The organism is Streptomyces griseosporeus (assembly GCF_014656055.1).
Classification (GTDB): Bacteria; Actinomycetota; Actinomycetes; order Streptomycetales; family Streptomycetaceae; genus Streptomyces; species Streptomyces griseosporeus.
The window spans coordinates 449,986-463,926 of record NZ_BNBR01000005.1 but is presented as its reverse complement, the minus strand read 5'-3'; the positions used below and the strand labels follow the sequence as shown (position 1 = coordinate 463,926).

The 13,941-nt window shown below is 70.3% G+C and carries 12 protein-coding genes and 1 tRNA gene; 5 read left to right on the top strand and 8 right to left on the bottom strand.

Annotated elements, in window-relative coordinates:
- Positions 1 to 85 precede the first annotated feature (85 nt).
- Complete coding sequence (locus tag IE308_RS25185) at positions 86 to 2,368, top strand: (Fe-S)-binding protein (RefSeq protein ID WP_110629383.1); 2,283 nt, start codon at positions 86 to 88, stop codon at positions 2,366 to 2,368.
- A 70-nt stretch (positions 2,369 to 2,438) separates the two neighbouring features.
- Here the strand turns inward: IE308_RS25185 and IE308_RS25180 are convergent, their stop codons facing one another.
- Positions 2,439 to 2,768, bottom strand: coding sequence for an antibiotic biosynthesis monooxygenase family protein (locus IE308_RS25180; protein ID WP_110636809.1), 330 nt, complete (start codon positions 2,766 to 2,768; stop codon positions 2,439 to 2,441).
- 149 nt (positions 2,769 to 2,917) lie between these two features.
- Here IE308_RS25180 and IE308_RS25175 point away from each other — a divergent pair, with 149 nt between their 5' ends.
- A complete protein-coding gene (locus IE308_RS25175; RefSeq protein ID WP_190219848.1) occupies positions 2,918 to 4,183 on the top strand; it encodes an FG-GAP repeat domain-containing protein in 1,266 nt (421 codons plus the stop codon).
- A 34-nt stretch (positions 4,184 to 4,217) separates the two neighbouring features.
- Here the strand turns inward: IE308_RS25175 and nadE are convergent, their stop codons facing one another.
- Positions 4,218 to 5,012 carry an NAD(+) synthase gene (nadE, locus tag IE308_RS25170; RefSeq protein ID WP_229909134.1) on the bottom strand — a complete coding sequence of 265 codons (795 nt, stop codon included), beginning with the start codon at positions 5,010 to 5,012 and terminating at the stop codon, positions 4,218 to 4,220.
- A gap of 153 nt (positions 5,013 to 5,165) precedes the next feature.
- Entirely contained in the window at positions 5,166 to 6,107 is a 942-nt protein-coding gene (locus tag IE308_RS25165; protein WP_190219847.1) for an SMP-30/gluconolactonase/LRE family protein, read from the bottom strand.
- A gap of 98 nt (positions 6,108 to 6,205) precedes the next feature.
- Here IE308_RS25165 and IE308_RS25160 point away from each other — a divergent pair, with 98 nt between their 5' ends.
- Positions 6,206 to 6,640 (top strand): Lrp/AsnC family transcriptional regulator, encoded by a 435-nt coding sequence (locus tag IE308_RS25160; protein WP_190219655.1) that lies wholly within the window; start codon positions 6,206 to 6,208, stop codon positions 6,638 to 6,640.
- A gap of 86 nt (positions 6,641 to 6,726) precedes the next feature.
- Positions 6,727 to 7,737, top strand: coding sequence for a Yip1 family protein (locus tag IE308_RS25155; RefSeq protein ID WP_110629379.1), 1,011 nt, complete (start codon positions 6,727 to 6,729; stop codon positions 7,735 to 7,737).
- A 73-nt stretch (positions 7,738 to 7,810) separates the two neighbouring features.
- Here the strand turns inward: IE308_RS25155 and IE308_RS25150 are convergent, their stop codons facing one another.
- Positions 7,811 to 8,308 carry a phosphoribosyltransferase gene (locus tag IE308_RS25150; protein WP_110636804.1) on the bottom strand — a complete coding sequence of 166 codons (498 nt, stop codon included), beginning with the start codon at positions 8,306 to 8,308 and terminating at the stop codon, positions 7,811 to 7,813.
- A gap of 8 nt (positions 8,309 to 8,316) precedes the next feature.
- Positions 8,317 to 8,892: a dCTP deaminase gene (gene dcd / locus IE308_RS25145; protein ID WP_110629378.1), complete on the bottom strand. Its 576-nt coding sequence runs from the start codon at positions 8,890 to 8,892 to the stop codon at positions 8,317 to 8,319.
- A 539-nt stretch (positions 8,893 to 9,431) separates the two neighbouring features.
- On the opposite strand from dcd, the gene IE308_RS25140 reads away from it, so the two are divergent.
- Positions 9,432 to 9,505 (top strand) — tRNA-Gly (locus IE308_RS25140).
- Between the two features lie 45 nt (positions 9,506 to 9,550).
- Here the strand turns inward: IE308_RS25140 and IE308_RS25135 are convergent.
- From IE308_RS25135 to IE308_RS25125, 3 genes are all read right to left on the bottom strand, one after another.
- On the bottom strand, positions 9,551 to 10,822 hold the full coding sequence (locus tag IE308_RS25135) for an ATP-binding protein (protein ID WP_190219654.1): 1,272 nt from the start codon (positions 10,820 to 10,822) through the stop codon (positions 9,551 to 9,553).
- Positions 10,823 to 10,829: 7 nt separating this feature from the next.
- A complete protein-coding gene (locus IE308_RS25130) occupies positions 10,830 to 12,392 on the bottom strand; it encodes an ATP-binding protein (protein ID WP_190219653.1) in 1,563 nt (520 codons plus the stop codon).
- Positions 12,393 to 12,594: 202 nt separating this feature from the next.
- Entirely contained in the window at positions 12,595 to 13,932 is a 1,338-nt protein-coding gene (locus IE308_RS25125) for an MFS transporter (protein ID WP_190219846.1), read from the bottom strand.
- Between the last annotated feature and the right edge of the window lie 9 nt (positions 13,933 to 13,941).

Here is a 13,941-nt window from a genome sequence, read left to right as displayed (position 1 = left end):
AGCGGAGGATGAGGGTAGTCTCGTACGGACTGCATAAGTTACCGCTTAGTAATGTGCTCGACTCGAGGCCGCCTCAGGAGCCCCAATGCAACTCGCCGCGATCATCGTGTCGCTGGTCCTGATCGTGGTCGGCGTGGCACTGTTCGGCCGCGCCCTCCTCCAGATCTGGAACTTCATGCGGCTCGGCCAGCCCGTGCCGGCCGGGACCCGCACCGACAACCCCGTACAGCGCACCCTGACCGTGGTCAGGGAGTTCCTGGGGCACACCCGGATGAACCGCTGGGGCCTCATCGGTGTGGCGCACTGGTTCGTGGCGGTGGGCTTCTTCACCCTGCTGCTGACGATCGTCAACGCGATCGGCCAGCTGTTCAAGGCCGACTGGCTGCTGCCGGTCCTCGGCGAGTGGGCGCCGTACAACGTCTACGTCGAGTTCATCGGCACCATGACGGTCGTCGGCATCCTGACCCTGATCGTCGTGCGCCAGCTGAGCCACCCGCGCAAGCCGGGCCGCAAGTCCCGCTTCGCCGGCTCCAACTTCGGCCAGGCCTACTTCGTCGAGACCGTCATCCTCGTCGTCGGCGTCTGCATCTTCATGCTGCACGCGCTGGAGGGCGCCCAGCACCACGTGGACAGCTACGAGGCCTCCTTCTTCATCTCCTACCCGGTGGTGAAGGCGCTGGCGGGCCTGGACGTCTCCACCCTGCAGAACCTCACGTACTTCTTCGCCGGCCTGAAGATCGCGACCTCCTTCATCTGGATGATCGTCGTGGGTCTGAAGACCGACATGGGCGTGGCCTGGCACCGCTTCCTGGCCTTCCCGAACATCTACTTCAAGCGCAACGCCACCGGTGAGACCTCCCTCGGCGCCCTGCTGCCGATGACCTCCGGCGGCAAGCCGATCGACTTCGAGGACCCGGGCGAGGACGACGTCTTCGGCGTCTCCCAGGTCGAGCAGTTCTCCTGGAAGGGCCTGCTCGACTTCTCCACCTGCACCGAGTGCGGCCGCTGCCAGTCGCAGTGCCCCGCCTGGAACACCGGCAAGCCGCTCTCCCCCAAGCTGCTGATCATGTCGCTGCGCGACCACGCGCACGCCAAGGCGCCGTACCTGCTCGCGGGCGGCGGCAAGACCATGGAGGGCGAGGAGAAGGCCTCCGAGGAGCAGCTGAAGGACGTCCCCGCGGCCGCCCTGGCCGAGGCCGAGCGCCCGCTGATCGGCACCGCCGAGGAGAACGGCGTCATCGACCCGGACGTCCTGTGGTCCTGCACCACCTGCGGCGCCTGCGTCGAGCAGTGCCCGGTGGACATCGAGCACGTCGACCACATCGTCGACATGCGCCGCTACCAGGTCATGATCGAGTCCGCGTTCCCGTCCGAGGCGGGCACGATGCTCAAGAACCTGGAGAAGAAGGGCAACCCCTGGGGCCTGGCCAAGAAGCAGCGCCTGGAGTGGACCAAGGAGGTCGACTTCGAGGTGCCGGTCGTCGGCCAGGACATCGAGGACCTGTCCGAGGTCGAGTACCTGTACTGGGTCGGCTGCGCCGGGGCCCTGGAGGACCGCGCCAAGAAGACCACCAAGGCCTTCGCCGAGCTGCTGCACATCGCGGGCGTCAAGTTCGCGATCATGGGCGGCGACGAGAAGTGCACCGGTGACTCCGCCCGCCGCCTGGGCAACGAGCCGCTGTTCCAGCAGCTCGGCATGGAGAACGTGATGGCGCTGAACATGGCGTTCGGCGAGGAGCTGGACGACGACGGCAAGGTGACCGAGGAGTCCCGCAAGCCGAAGTCGGCGAAGAAGATCGTCGCCACCTGCCCGCACTGCCTCAACACGATCGGCAACGAGTACCCGCAGCTCGGCGGCGACTACGAGGTCATCCACCACACCCAGCTGCTCCAGCACCTGGTCGACGAGGGCAAGCTGATCCCGGTCACCCCGGTCGAGGGCATCATCACCTACCACGACCCCTGCTACCTGGGCCGCCACAACAAGATCTACACGCCGCCGCGCGAGATCATCGGCAAGGTCCCGGGCCTGCGCAACGAGGAGATGCACCGCCACAAGGAGCGCGGCTTCTGCTGCGGCGCCGGCGGCGCCCGGATGTGGATGGAAGAGCGCATCGGCAAGCGCATCAACAACGAGCGCGTCGACGAGGCCCTGTCGGTCAACCCCGACATCGTCTCCACCGCCTGCCCGTTCTGCCTCGTCATGCTGACCGACTCGGTCAACGGCAAGAAGAACGACGGCAAGGCGAAGGAGTCGATCCAGGTGGTCGACGTCGCCCAGCTGCTCCTGGACTCCGTCAAGACGCCGGTCGACCCGGCGGGCGAGGCCGAGAGCGAGAGCGCGCCGGAGCCCGAGCCGGTGAAGTAACAGCACCGCCCGGATACCCGACGGCGCCCCCTGACCCGCACAGGCAGGGGGCGCCGTCGTATCTCCGGGCTCAGGCGTTCTTGGGCGCGGCCTGCTGGACCACCTCGAAGGACCACAGGGTGGAGCCGGAGGCGGCCGGCTTGGGACGCTCGGCGCCCTCCGCGCCGCCGCCCTGGTGCGCCGCCTTCATCGGCCCCTCCATCCACGCCTGGAAGGACTCCTCGTCCCGCCAGCGCGTGTACACCAGGTACTGGTCGGTGCCCTCGACGGGGCGCAGCAGCTCGAACCACTCGAAGCCGTCGGAGTTCTCCACGGCGTGCGCCCGCGAGGCGAACCGCTTCTCCAGGATCTCCCGCTGCTCGGCGGGAACGGTCAGGACGTTGATCTTCACTACGCTCATGACCCCATCCTGGCCCACGCGCACCCCGCGCGGACCGCCCCGGCCCAGTCCACGCACCGTCCTGTCCCCGCCCCTCGAACAGGTGCATGATTGCCCAGGTGTTGTCGACGGGGCTGACGAGGTGGGCGGTGCGCGTGCGCAGAGCAGGCATGTCCGTGGCGGCGACGGTCTGCGCGGGCCTGCTGGCCGCGTGCGGCCCTGGCGCGGACACCGCGGCCCCCGAGGGGACGCCGGCGCACGTGATGAAGGCCCCGGCCGTCCTCCCCGTCCCCCACGGCACCGGCAGCAAGGTCCCCGACGACTTCAACGGCGACGGCCACCGCGACCTCGTCCTCGACGACCTGGTGAAGGCGCAGGCCCACACGGACGACGCGGGCATCGGCGTGGTCTACGGCGGTGCCCACGGCCTCACGCCGGGCGCGCGGCAGCTGGTCGCGCCGCAGCGGCAGGGCGCCCGGGTCGGCGGGCAGCTCCCGGCGGTGTTCGACGCCGAGGAGTCCTGCGACCTGGACCGCGACGGCTTCACCGACCTGATCGTCTCGACGGACCCGCCGTACGACGGCCAGGGGCGGCCGCCGGTGCCGCTGCAGGTGCTGTTCGGCTCGCCGGCCGGGCTGACCGGCACCGCCGTCGTCCTCGACGTGCCCGACCGGGCCCGCTTCGGCAACGACTGGCCGGACCAGCCGGTCTGCGGCGACTTCGACGGCGACGGCGCCCGGGACCTGGTGGTGCACGCCTCGGAGGGCCGGCTGAGCTTCCTGCGCGGCCCGTTCACCCGGCAGGGCCACCCCCGTGCCGTGGCGCCGCCGATCCCCTCACCGGCCAATGTGCCGACCGGCCCCTCGGCCGACGTGAACCGCGACGGCTACGACGACCTCCTCGTCCGCGCCGCCGAGGGCACCGCCGCCGCCTGGGTGGTCCTGGGCGGCCCGCAGGGGCCGACCCGTACGGGCACGGCCCTGCCGGCCGGCATCGACGTGGCGCTCGGCGACTTCGGCCGGGGCAGGGCACTGGACGCGGCGGTCGGCGCCATGGGCGAAACGTCCCTGCGCTACGACCTGCCCACCCCCGAGCGGGCCGTCCTCGCCTCCCCCGGCTCCATGCTGGACGCGGGCGACTTCGACGGGGACGGCCGCAGCGACCTGGTGTCGTCCGGCTCCCGGCTGAAGGTGTTCCGGGGCGGCACGGCGGGCCTGGGCGCCAAGGACCTGGTGACGGTCCCGCCCCCGGCCACCGGCACCTCCCGCGTGGTGGCCGTCGGCGACTTCGACGGCGACCGGCGCGACGACCTGGTCGTACGGACGTACCGGGGCGAGACGCGGGACACGGTGGCCGTGTACGCGGGGGCGGCCGCCGGGCTGCTGGGCCCGCGCCCGGCGGTCACCTTCTCGTCGTCGGAGTTCCTGGGGCTGTGAGCCCCGCAGGTCAGGGCGCGAAGGGGCGCGGCGCTCAGGGCGCGAGGGGCAGCTGCCGCTTGTGCTCGGTGAGCCGGTAACGGCGCACGATCGCCTCGTACGCGGCCGCGTCCACCGGCTTGCCCTCCAGGAAGTCGTCGATGTCGTCGTACGTCACCCCGAGCGCGTCCTCGTCCGGCTTGCCCGGGTCGAGGGTCTCCAGGTCGGCGGTCGGCGTCTTCCACACCAGCGCGGCCGGCGCCCCCAGCGCCTCCGCCAGGGCCCGCACCCGGCGCTTGGTCAGCCCGGTCAGCGGTACGACGTCGGCGGCGCCGTCGCCGAACTTGGTGAAGAACCCGGAGACCGCCTCGGCGGCGTGGTCGGTGCCGACGACGAGACCGTCGTGCGCGCCGGCCACCGCGTACTGGGCGATCATGCGCTGCCGGGCCTTGATGTTGCCGTGCACGAAGTCCTGGTGGTGGGCGTCGCGGAACGTGGTGCCGCCGGCCAGCACGGCCTCCAGCGCGGCGTCGCTCGCGGGCTTCACGTCGACGGTCAGGACCCGGTCGGGACGGATGAACTCCAGCGCCCGCTGGGCGTCGGCCTCGTCGGCCTGGACGCCGTACGGCAGCCGCATCGCGTAGAACGTGGCCTCTTGGCCGGCCGCCCGCACCCGCTCCACCGCGAGCTGGCACAGCCGCCCGGCGGTGGAGGAGTCCACGCCGCCGCTGATGCCGAGGACGAGGGAGCGCAGGCCGGTGGAGGTCAGCTGCCCGGCGAGGAAGGCCACCCGGCGCTCGATCTCCTCGGCGGCGTCGAAGGCCGGGGCGACCTGGAGGTCGCGGGCGATCTCCTGCTGGACCTGCTGGGCCTGCGGGGCCTGCTGAGCCTGCGAGGCCTGCTGGGCGGAAGGGGACGCGGACGCCGGGTCGGTCACGGTGGCTCCTCGGACGGGCTTGCTGACGTGTGTGCTGCTCTCCGTAAATCTACGGACGGCGTCAATCTACGGGCGGCCCGGTCCGTGCTGTACGCCCGGCAGGGGTCCGGTCCCGGTGACGCCCGTCACCAGCGAGTACAGCGTGGTGTCGGCGGCGATGAACAGGCGGTTGCGCTTGGCGCCGCCGAAGCGGATGTTGGCGACGACGTCGGGCACCAGCAGCCGGCCGAGGAGGGTGCCGTCGGGGTCGTAGCAGTGCACGCCGCCGTCCATGGCGGCGGCCCACAGCCGGCCCTCGTCGTCGAAGCGGATGTTGTCGAACCTGCCGGTCCTGCACTCGGCGAAGACGCCCGCGTCGCCGAGGGTGCCGTCGTCGCGGACGTCGAAGACGCGGATGTGGTTGGCGCGGCTGTCGGAGACGTACAGGCGGCTCTCGTCGGGCGAGAACACCAGCCCGTTGGGGCCCTGGAACCCGTCGGCGACCAGCCGGACCTCGCCGCTGCCGGGGTCGATCCGGTAGACGTTGCAGGCACCGATCTCGCTCTCGGCGCGGTAGCCCTCGTAGTCGCTGGTGATGCCGAAGTCGGGGTCGGAGAAGTAGACGGCCCCGTCGGACTTCACGGCGGCGTCGTTGGGGCTGTTGAGCCGCTTGCCCCGGTAGCGGTCGGCGAGGACGGTGACCGAGCCGTCGTGCTCGGTGCGGGTGACGCGCCGGTTGCCCTGCTCGCAGGTGACGAGCCGGCCCTCGGTGTCCAGCGTGTTGCCGTTGGGATGACCGGCGGGCGAGCGGAAGACGCCGACCGCGCCGGTGGTCTCGTCCCAGCGCAGCAGACGGTCGTTGGGGATGTCGCTCCACACCACGTACCGCCCGGCGGGCACGTAGAGGGGTCCCTCGGCCCAGCGGCAGCCCTCGTACAGGACCTCCAGCCGGGAGTCGCCCGCGGTGCACCGGCCGGTGCGGAAGCGCTCGTCGAGGGTCTCGTACAACTCCGGTCGCGCGCCGGGCATGCCGCCCACCTCACCGTCGTATCGGATCTTGATCTCCTGGAGGCCCACTATGCAGAATGTAAATCGGCAGATCAAGCAATTCACCGAATGAGGTCTGGATGGACGAGGTCGACCGGCACCTGCTCGCGCTGCTCCAGCAGGACGCGACGACGCCCTACGCCGCCCTGGGCCAGGCCGTCGGCCTCTCCGCCGGCGCCACCCACGACCGGGTGCGCAAGCTGCGCGAGCGGGGCGTGATCCGGCGGACGACGGTCGAGGTCGACCCGGCGGCGCTCGGCCGGGGTGTCCTCGCCTTCGTCATGGTCGACTCCAGCCGGTGGGTCGGCGACTCGGGCGACCGGTTCGCCGCCATCCCCGAGATCCAGGAGGCGCATGTGATCGCGGGCAGCGCGTCGGTCCTGGTCAAGGTCAGGACGGCGACGACGGAACAACTCCAGGACGTGCTGCGGCGCCTGTACGCGATCGACGGGGTGAGCGGGACGCAGGCGACGGTGGTGCTGGAGACGTTCTTCGAACGGCCGGTGGCACCTTGAGGTTCCCGGTGCCCGCCCTGGGCGGGGAGGTTCCCCGGGACCGCCCGGAGGCGCCCCGGATGCTCGGGCGCCAGCGCCCTTAGGGGATGTCACAGGTCGGCAGCAAAGCCCCGCCCGAACACCGGCCGCGGGCACGTCACTCTGCGGAACCAGGTACGTTCGAAGGCGTGGCTGGATTCAGGATCGGACGCGGCGGCCGGGACGACCGCGCCCCGCAAGCGCGACCGCAACACCCCCCGTACGGACAGCAGGCGCCGCAGGGACAGGGGCCGGCATACGGCTACCCGCAGGCTCCGCACCCGTACCCGCAGGGGCAGCAGCGCCCGCCGCAGTACGGCGGCTACGGCCCCGGCCCCGGCCAGGGTTACGGTCCCGGCCCGGAGGGACCGGAGTACTTCGGCGGCGACCCGGGGCACGCGCCCGACCCGTACGCGGCGAACAACCCGGGCCACACGCAGGCGTTCTCGATCGACGAGCAGGCCGGGTACGACGCCGGATACACCCAGGGCGGCACCTACCAGGCGGGCTCGACGGCGGCCCCGTCCGGCCCGATCGGCCCCCGCCTGCCCTGGAAGGACCTGCTGAAGGGGATCGTCCTCTCCCCGAACCAGACGTTCCTCCGCATGCGCGACTACACGATGTGGGCCCCGGCCCTGATCGTGACCTTCCTCTACGGCCTGCTCGCGGTCTTCGGCTTCGACGGCGCCCGCGAGGACGCGATCAACGCCACGCTCTCCAACGCGATCCCGATCGTCCTGACGACGGCGGTGGCGATGGTGCTGTCGGCGTTCGTGCTCGGCGTGGTCACCCACACCCTCGCCCGCCAGCTGGGCGGCGACGGCGCCTGGCAGCCCACGGTCGGCCTCTCCATGCTGATCATGTCCCTCTCGGACGCGCCCCGCCTGATCTTCGCCATGTTCGCGGGCGGCGACGCGACGTTCGTCCAGGCGCTCGGCTGGGCCACCTGGGTGGCCGGCGGCGCCCTCCTCACCCTGATGGTGAGCCGCTCCCACGACCTCCCGTGGCCGAAGGCCCTGGGCGCGTCGTCGATCCAGCTGATCGCACTGCTGTCGATCGTGAAGCTGGGCACGTTCTGAGCGCTGCCGACCGAGGACACGGAAGGGGCTCCCCGCCGACGGCGAGGAGCCCCTTCTTGCTGCGTCCGCTTGATCAGGCGTCGAGAACCTGACCCTCACGCTTCACCACGGGCGGCTCGACGCTCCACGGGAAGTTGATCCAGTCGTCCGTGCGCTTCCAGACGTACTCGCACTTCACCAGCGACTGGGACTTCTCGTAGATGACCGCGGAGCGGACCTCGGCGACGTGGTCGAGGCAGAAGTCGTGGACCAGCTTGAGGGTCTTGCCGGTGTCGGCGACGTCGTCGGCGATCAGGACCTTCTTGTCGGTGAAGTCGATCGCGTTGGGGACGGGCGCCAGCATGACCGGCATCTCCAGCGTCTCGCCCACGCCGGTGTAGAACTCGACGTTCACCAGGTGGATGTTCTTGCAGTCGAGGGCGTAGGCCAGCCCGCCGGCCACGAAGACGCCGCCGCGGGCGATGCTGAGCACGACGTCCGGCTGGTAGCCGTCGTCGGCGATGGTCTGGGCGAGCTCGCGGACGGCGGTGCCGAACTGCTCGTAGGTCAGGTTCTCTCGTACGGCGGACATGTCGGCGCTCACACCTGGGTTCGATGGAAGTTGAGGTAGGAACGGGAGGCGGTCGGCCCGCGCTGGCCCTGGTAGCGGGAGCCGTAGCGCTCGCTGCCGTAGGGGAACTCCGCGGGCGAGCTGAGCCGGAACATGCACAGCTGGCCGATCTTCATGCCGGGCCAGAGCTTGATGGGGAGCGTGGCGAGGTTGCTCAGCTCCAGGGTCACGTGCCCGGAGAAGCCGGGGTCGATGAAGCCGGCCGTGGAGTGGGTGACGAGCCCGAGCCGGCCGAGGGAGCTCTTGCCCTCCAGCCGGGAGGCGAGGTCGTCGGGCAGGGTGATCACCTCGTACGTCGAGGCGAGCACGAACTCCCCGGGGTGCAGGATGAACGGCTCGTCCCCCTCGGGCTCCACCAGCCGCGTGAGGTCGGCCTGCTCGATGGAGGGGTCGATGTGGGGGTAGCGGTGGTTCTCGAAAACACGGAAGAACCGGTCGAGACGCACGTCGATGCTCGACGGCTGCACCATGGATTCGTCGTAGGGGTCGATCCGAACCCGCCCGGCGTCGATCTCGGCCCGGATGTCCTTGTCTGAGAGAAGCACTCCCCGAGGATACGCAAGGCGTGCGGAGCCCCCCAATCGGGACGACTCCGCACGCCGGGCGATCTTCCGGTTCGCCGCGTGTTGCCGCTACCGCTTCTCGAAGGCCACCGGCACCGGCACCGCACTGCGGAGCCGGGCACACCGAGGACACCGCACGAGCCGGCCGGGCCCGAGTCGCTCGGCCTGCTGCATCGGGAACGAAGCGGTGGTGAACACGTGCCCATCGGCACAACGGACGACGGTGCGCTCCATCAAGTCCTAGAGTCCCTTCCCCAAGAGCCGCGTCACATCGGGCGGGAATGCCGTGACGACGAAGCCCCACATTACGGGATGAAAGGGACGCCCCTCCAGGCGGCACTCCGACCCACCGGAGCCCTCCCCCACACCCCCACCGTACGCCCCAACTCTCGCCGCCCGCACCCGGATCCCCCCACCCCCGGAAACGCGCCAGGCCCCCGGCCTTGAACACCGGGAGCCTGGGATGCGGTACAGTGGGCGACGGTTCCGGCACCGCCCTCGCGGGGGCGCCGGTGACTTACGCGGGTGTAGTTTAATGGTAGAACATCAGCTTCCCAAGCTGAGAGCGCGAGTTCGATTCTCGTCACCCGCTCCAGAGAGAAACCCCAGGCCGACGGCCTGGGGTTTGTTTGTTGGCTGCTCAAACCGCCGGCGGTCGGGCGCGACCCCAGGCGTCGAGTATCAACTTGCGGTCGAGAGTCGGGGCTCGTACCGCGACCGCCGAACCCGGCGGGTCCTGGGACATCAGGACGCGAGCGGTGGGCAGCACCACCCCGCCCTCCAGATCGCCCAGGAAGATCAGCTGGCGGTCGTGGAGCTGCTTGCGGTCGCCGGGATGCATGATCCTGACCTGGCAGCGTTCCCGTGCGAAGGCGGCGACATCGGCGGCTGTCAACGCGGTGTCGTTGGGGTTCTTGGCGATCAGCAGCCGCAGCGGAGTTCGGCAGACGGCACGTACGGCCCCGACGAAACGTAAGAGCTGCGCCGGCTTGGCAGCCATGTACCGGTCCACCCAGACGGCCTCCGGGACTCCCGACAGGAATCCGCAGAAGGTTTTCACGGACGCCTGCCAGGTGGCCGGCCAGGTGGGTGCCCGGCCGTCCAGCGTGGCGCGAGCCGCGTCCGCATGCAGGGCGCGCACCACCCCGTACCGAGGCGTGCCGTCGCGCCGCTCGCCTGCGGGAACGAGCAACGGGGCCAGCGCCTCGATCGCGGAGTCGTCCGCGGGCAGGGCGGCCGGCCCTCCACGCACCACGCGTTTGATCCAGCTGGCTGCCTCCCACGGCACGTCCTGGATCCACTTGGGCGCGAGCGCCTCGGCGGTGTCGCGCACCTGGTGGAGGGCAGCGCGCCCCAGCACAGGCACCACCTTGCCCAGCAGCGCGGCGTTACCGCCGACGGCCTCCAGGGCGTCAGCCGAGCCGGCGCAACCCACTTCCGCGAAGTCCGCTTCCCGGGCGACCGGCAGCGCCACGACGCGGGCGCGGGCCACCAGGGGGGAACCACTGGAGACCAGGTGCATGCTGCGGCCCCACCGGCCGGTCAGAAGGGCGCCGGTGTCGACCGCTTGCTCGCCGTCGACCAGCAGCTGAAGCAGCTGCCGCTGGAGCCGTAGGCCGTGCGTGTTGCGCAAGGCGTGGGGATAGTCGTCGAAGAGCAGATGGGCGGCGCCGTGCCGGTCCAGTGCCTTTCGGACGCCCTCCTGGAACGCAGTGGTGCGTTCCTGCTGGTTGTCGTCGGTGTAGTCACGCCCCCAGGTGCACACGCTGGTCTCCCCGAGCTCGCGCGCCACCGCCTCCAGCAGGACGGTCTTGCCGGAGCCCGGAACGCCCCGGACGATGACCGTCTCCCCGTCTATGAGGTACTCGCAGACCTGGTCGACCCAGCGCCGCTGGGTGGGTAAGAGCCGCATCAGAACCTCACTTCAGCACCAGGTCGCGCATGGCGTGGATCCGCGGAGCCCAGGTCTCGTCGGTGATGCCGTACGACACCAGGTGCGCGGCCATGTCCGGCTCGCTCTCGGCCCATTCGCGCGCGTCCCGCTGCTCGTCCGGGTCCTCCGACCACAGCAGCGGCAGCATGGCCGCCTCGTCCCCGAACCAGTCGGTGAACGACTTCAGTACGTCCGCGACCTCGGAGCGCGGCGTGTTGGGCCCGCGCAGCTGCAGGGCGCTTTCCAGGGCTTCCAGGGGAACGTGCCAGGGGATGACGTCGTCGGGGCGCCTGCGGGCCGCAGCGGAGCACGCCTTGCGGGTCAACAGGGGGTGACCGCCGAACTCGCGGAAGAGGAAGTCGATGGTCGCGGGGTCCCGGTAGCGCAGCCCCATGCGCTTGCCGAGGCTGCGCACCATCTCCTGCATCTCGTCCTTCTTCATGGGCGAGAGGAAAGACAGGCGCACGAACTTGTAGAGGAGATTGTCCCGCCCGCCGACGAGTGGGCGCTCGAAAATCGCGGGGTCCACCCCTGCGCACACGATGCCGATGCCGTCCTTCCCCTCGGCTTCGCGGCGCTGGATGACGCCGCGCAGCTGGGTGAGGCAGCGCAACAACGCTCGCGCCTCGTCCTCCTCCAGGTTGGAGCGGCCGGGCCAGGCCTGGTCGATCTCGTCCACGAACAGCTCCAGGCGGCTGTCCAAGGCGTCCAGCATGATGTCCAGGTCGTTGATCCAGTGCGTGGAGATGTTCGCCACGGGGTGAGGGCGGCCGTCGCGGGTGAGCGAGGTCAGCCGGGGGGCGATTCCCTGCCGGGTACGCAGCAGTTTGTGGCACTCCACCAGCAGGCTGAGCTGGAACTGCTCGGCCGTCAGTCCGCTGATGTCCAGCCGGACGACGGGCTTGCCCTCCTCCGCGCGATGCTTCTCCACATAGTTGAGCAGCGAGGTCTTCCCGGCCTTGCGCAGCCCGAAGATGCCCACGGACTGGCCCCGGTCCAGGGCGAAGTCGAGCTCTCGCACCTCGGCACGGCGCCCGTAGAACGCCGTGGGTTCGGTGATGGGCTTGGTCAGGTCGTAGTGGTCATGGGTGACCATGATCTGCGCGAGGCGCTCGCGCAGGCTTATCCGGCGCCCGTCTCCCAGAAGCTCGTTGGAGTCGATGGTGAGAATCGGGAGCTGGCCGCGGCGGCGACGGACGAGTTTCTCCGCTCCCGCGTCCGGGGTGAGGAGGATCGCGAAGTCGGGATCCAGCCGTGCCTCTCTGCTGCGTAAGCGCTCTGCGATCGTGTCGAGCGTGCGCGGCTCCACCCGCTCGTAGGAGGCCGACAGACACAGCACCTCAAGGTGCAGGTCGAAGGTGTCCCGGACGTTCTCCGGCAAGGTGATGTAGATCCACCAGCGCCGGCCGTCCTTCTGGTCCTCCACGAAACGGTAGGGCTCCGCGCCCATTTCATGGAGCAGCTTGTTGAACTCCCGCCCCCCGAGGACCCTCCGCTCGAACTTCGCCTTGTGCTCAGCGAGGACTTGCTGGTTGTGAGTGCTGGCCACGTACGCCTCTCAGCGAGCCGACTTTCCCGGATCGTACGTCGACCAAGGGCACGCGGGATGCCCCTTCGGCGGTTTCTCCTGGCTCGGGCCGGGTGGGGAGCCCAGCCGGTTCGGCTTCGGGGCGGACGAGGGCGGGACGAGGCGGCGTCGGCGGAGCATTCGGCCTGGCGGTTCCGCCACGGGGCATCAGTTGCCCCGCACTCTAGGAGGTGCGGGAGGCGCGGGGCAGGAGGGCGGCCGCTGTCAGGCCGATGAGGCCTGTCGCCGCCAGGGTGATCATCGCGGCCGCGTAGGCGCCCTTGCTGAGGCCCGCCACCAGGATGGTGCCCGCGATGGCGGTGCCGAAGGACGAGCCGAGGTTGGACACGCTGCGGGACAGGCCCGAGATCTCTCCCTGTTGTTCCTCGGGGAAGCTCGACTGGACGACGTTGACGGACGGGGTCAGCATGACGCCGAGACCGAGACCGATGAGGACGAGGCCGGGGACGAACGCCCAGGCGGTGGAGTAGGCCCTGGCCAGGATGATCAGGATCACTATCCCGGCGATGGACACGACGAAGCCGGACATGATGAGCGTGCGCTGGGCGTACCGGCGGGCCAGCCGCTCCGCCGACAGCGACGAGGCCAGCAGGCCCGAGGTGGCCGCCGTGAAGACGACGCCGGTCTGGATGGCGTCGTAGCCGCGCACGACCTGGAGGTAGGCGGCGACCGTGAACGACGTGCCCATGAGCACCAGCCACTGGATGTTCTGGGTGACGAGGCCGAGGTTGGACGGGCGGTTGCGGAAGAGGCTCAGGGAGAGCAGCGGCTCCCGGCCGGAGGCCTCCTTCGCGCGGGCGGAGCGGAAGAACCAGCCGAGCACCAGGGCGCCGAGGACCAGCAGCGCGATCATGAGCCAGACGTTGTCGTCCGTGGCCAGGATGCCCATGACGACGAGGACCAGGCCGACCGCGGAGAGCACCGCGCCGACGGTGTCGAAGGAGCGGGTCGGGTCCGGCGGCAGCGGGTCGTCGATACGGCGGCTGAGCAGGACGATCACCGCGATCACCAGGGCCTGGAAGACGAAGGCCGCGCGCCAGCTGATCGCGGTGGTGATCAGGCCGCCGATCAGCGGCCCGGCCGCCGCTCCGATGCCGCCCAGCGCCATGACGACCCCGAAGGCACGGGCCCGGGAGGTGACATCCGGATAGAGGAGGGTCGTGAGGATGTAGACCGGGGGGATCAGCAGCGCCGTGCCGATGCCTTCCAGGATCGAGTTGCCGAGGATCAGGACACCGAGTCCCGGGGCGGCCGCGCTCAGCAGGGCCCCGATCGCGTAGACGATCAGACCGGTCAGGAAGCAGCGTTTGCGGCCGTAGCGGTCGGTGAGTCTGCCGCCGGGGATCATCAGCGCGGCCATCACCAGGAGGAAGGCCGTGATGGCCACCTGGACGCCCTGGACGGTGGTGTCGAGGTCCTCGCTGATGTCGTTGATCATCACGTTCATGTTGGAGCCGGCGAAGCTGCAGATGAACTGCGCCAGCGCGAGGGCGGCCAGCACGTGTCGCTG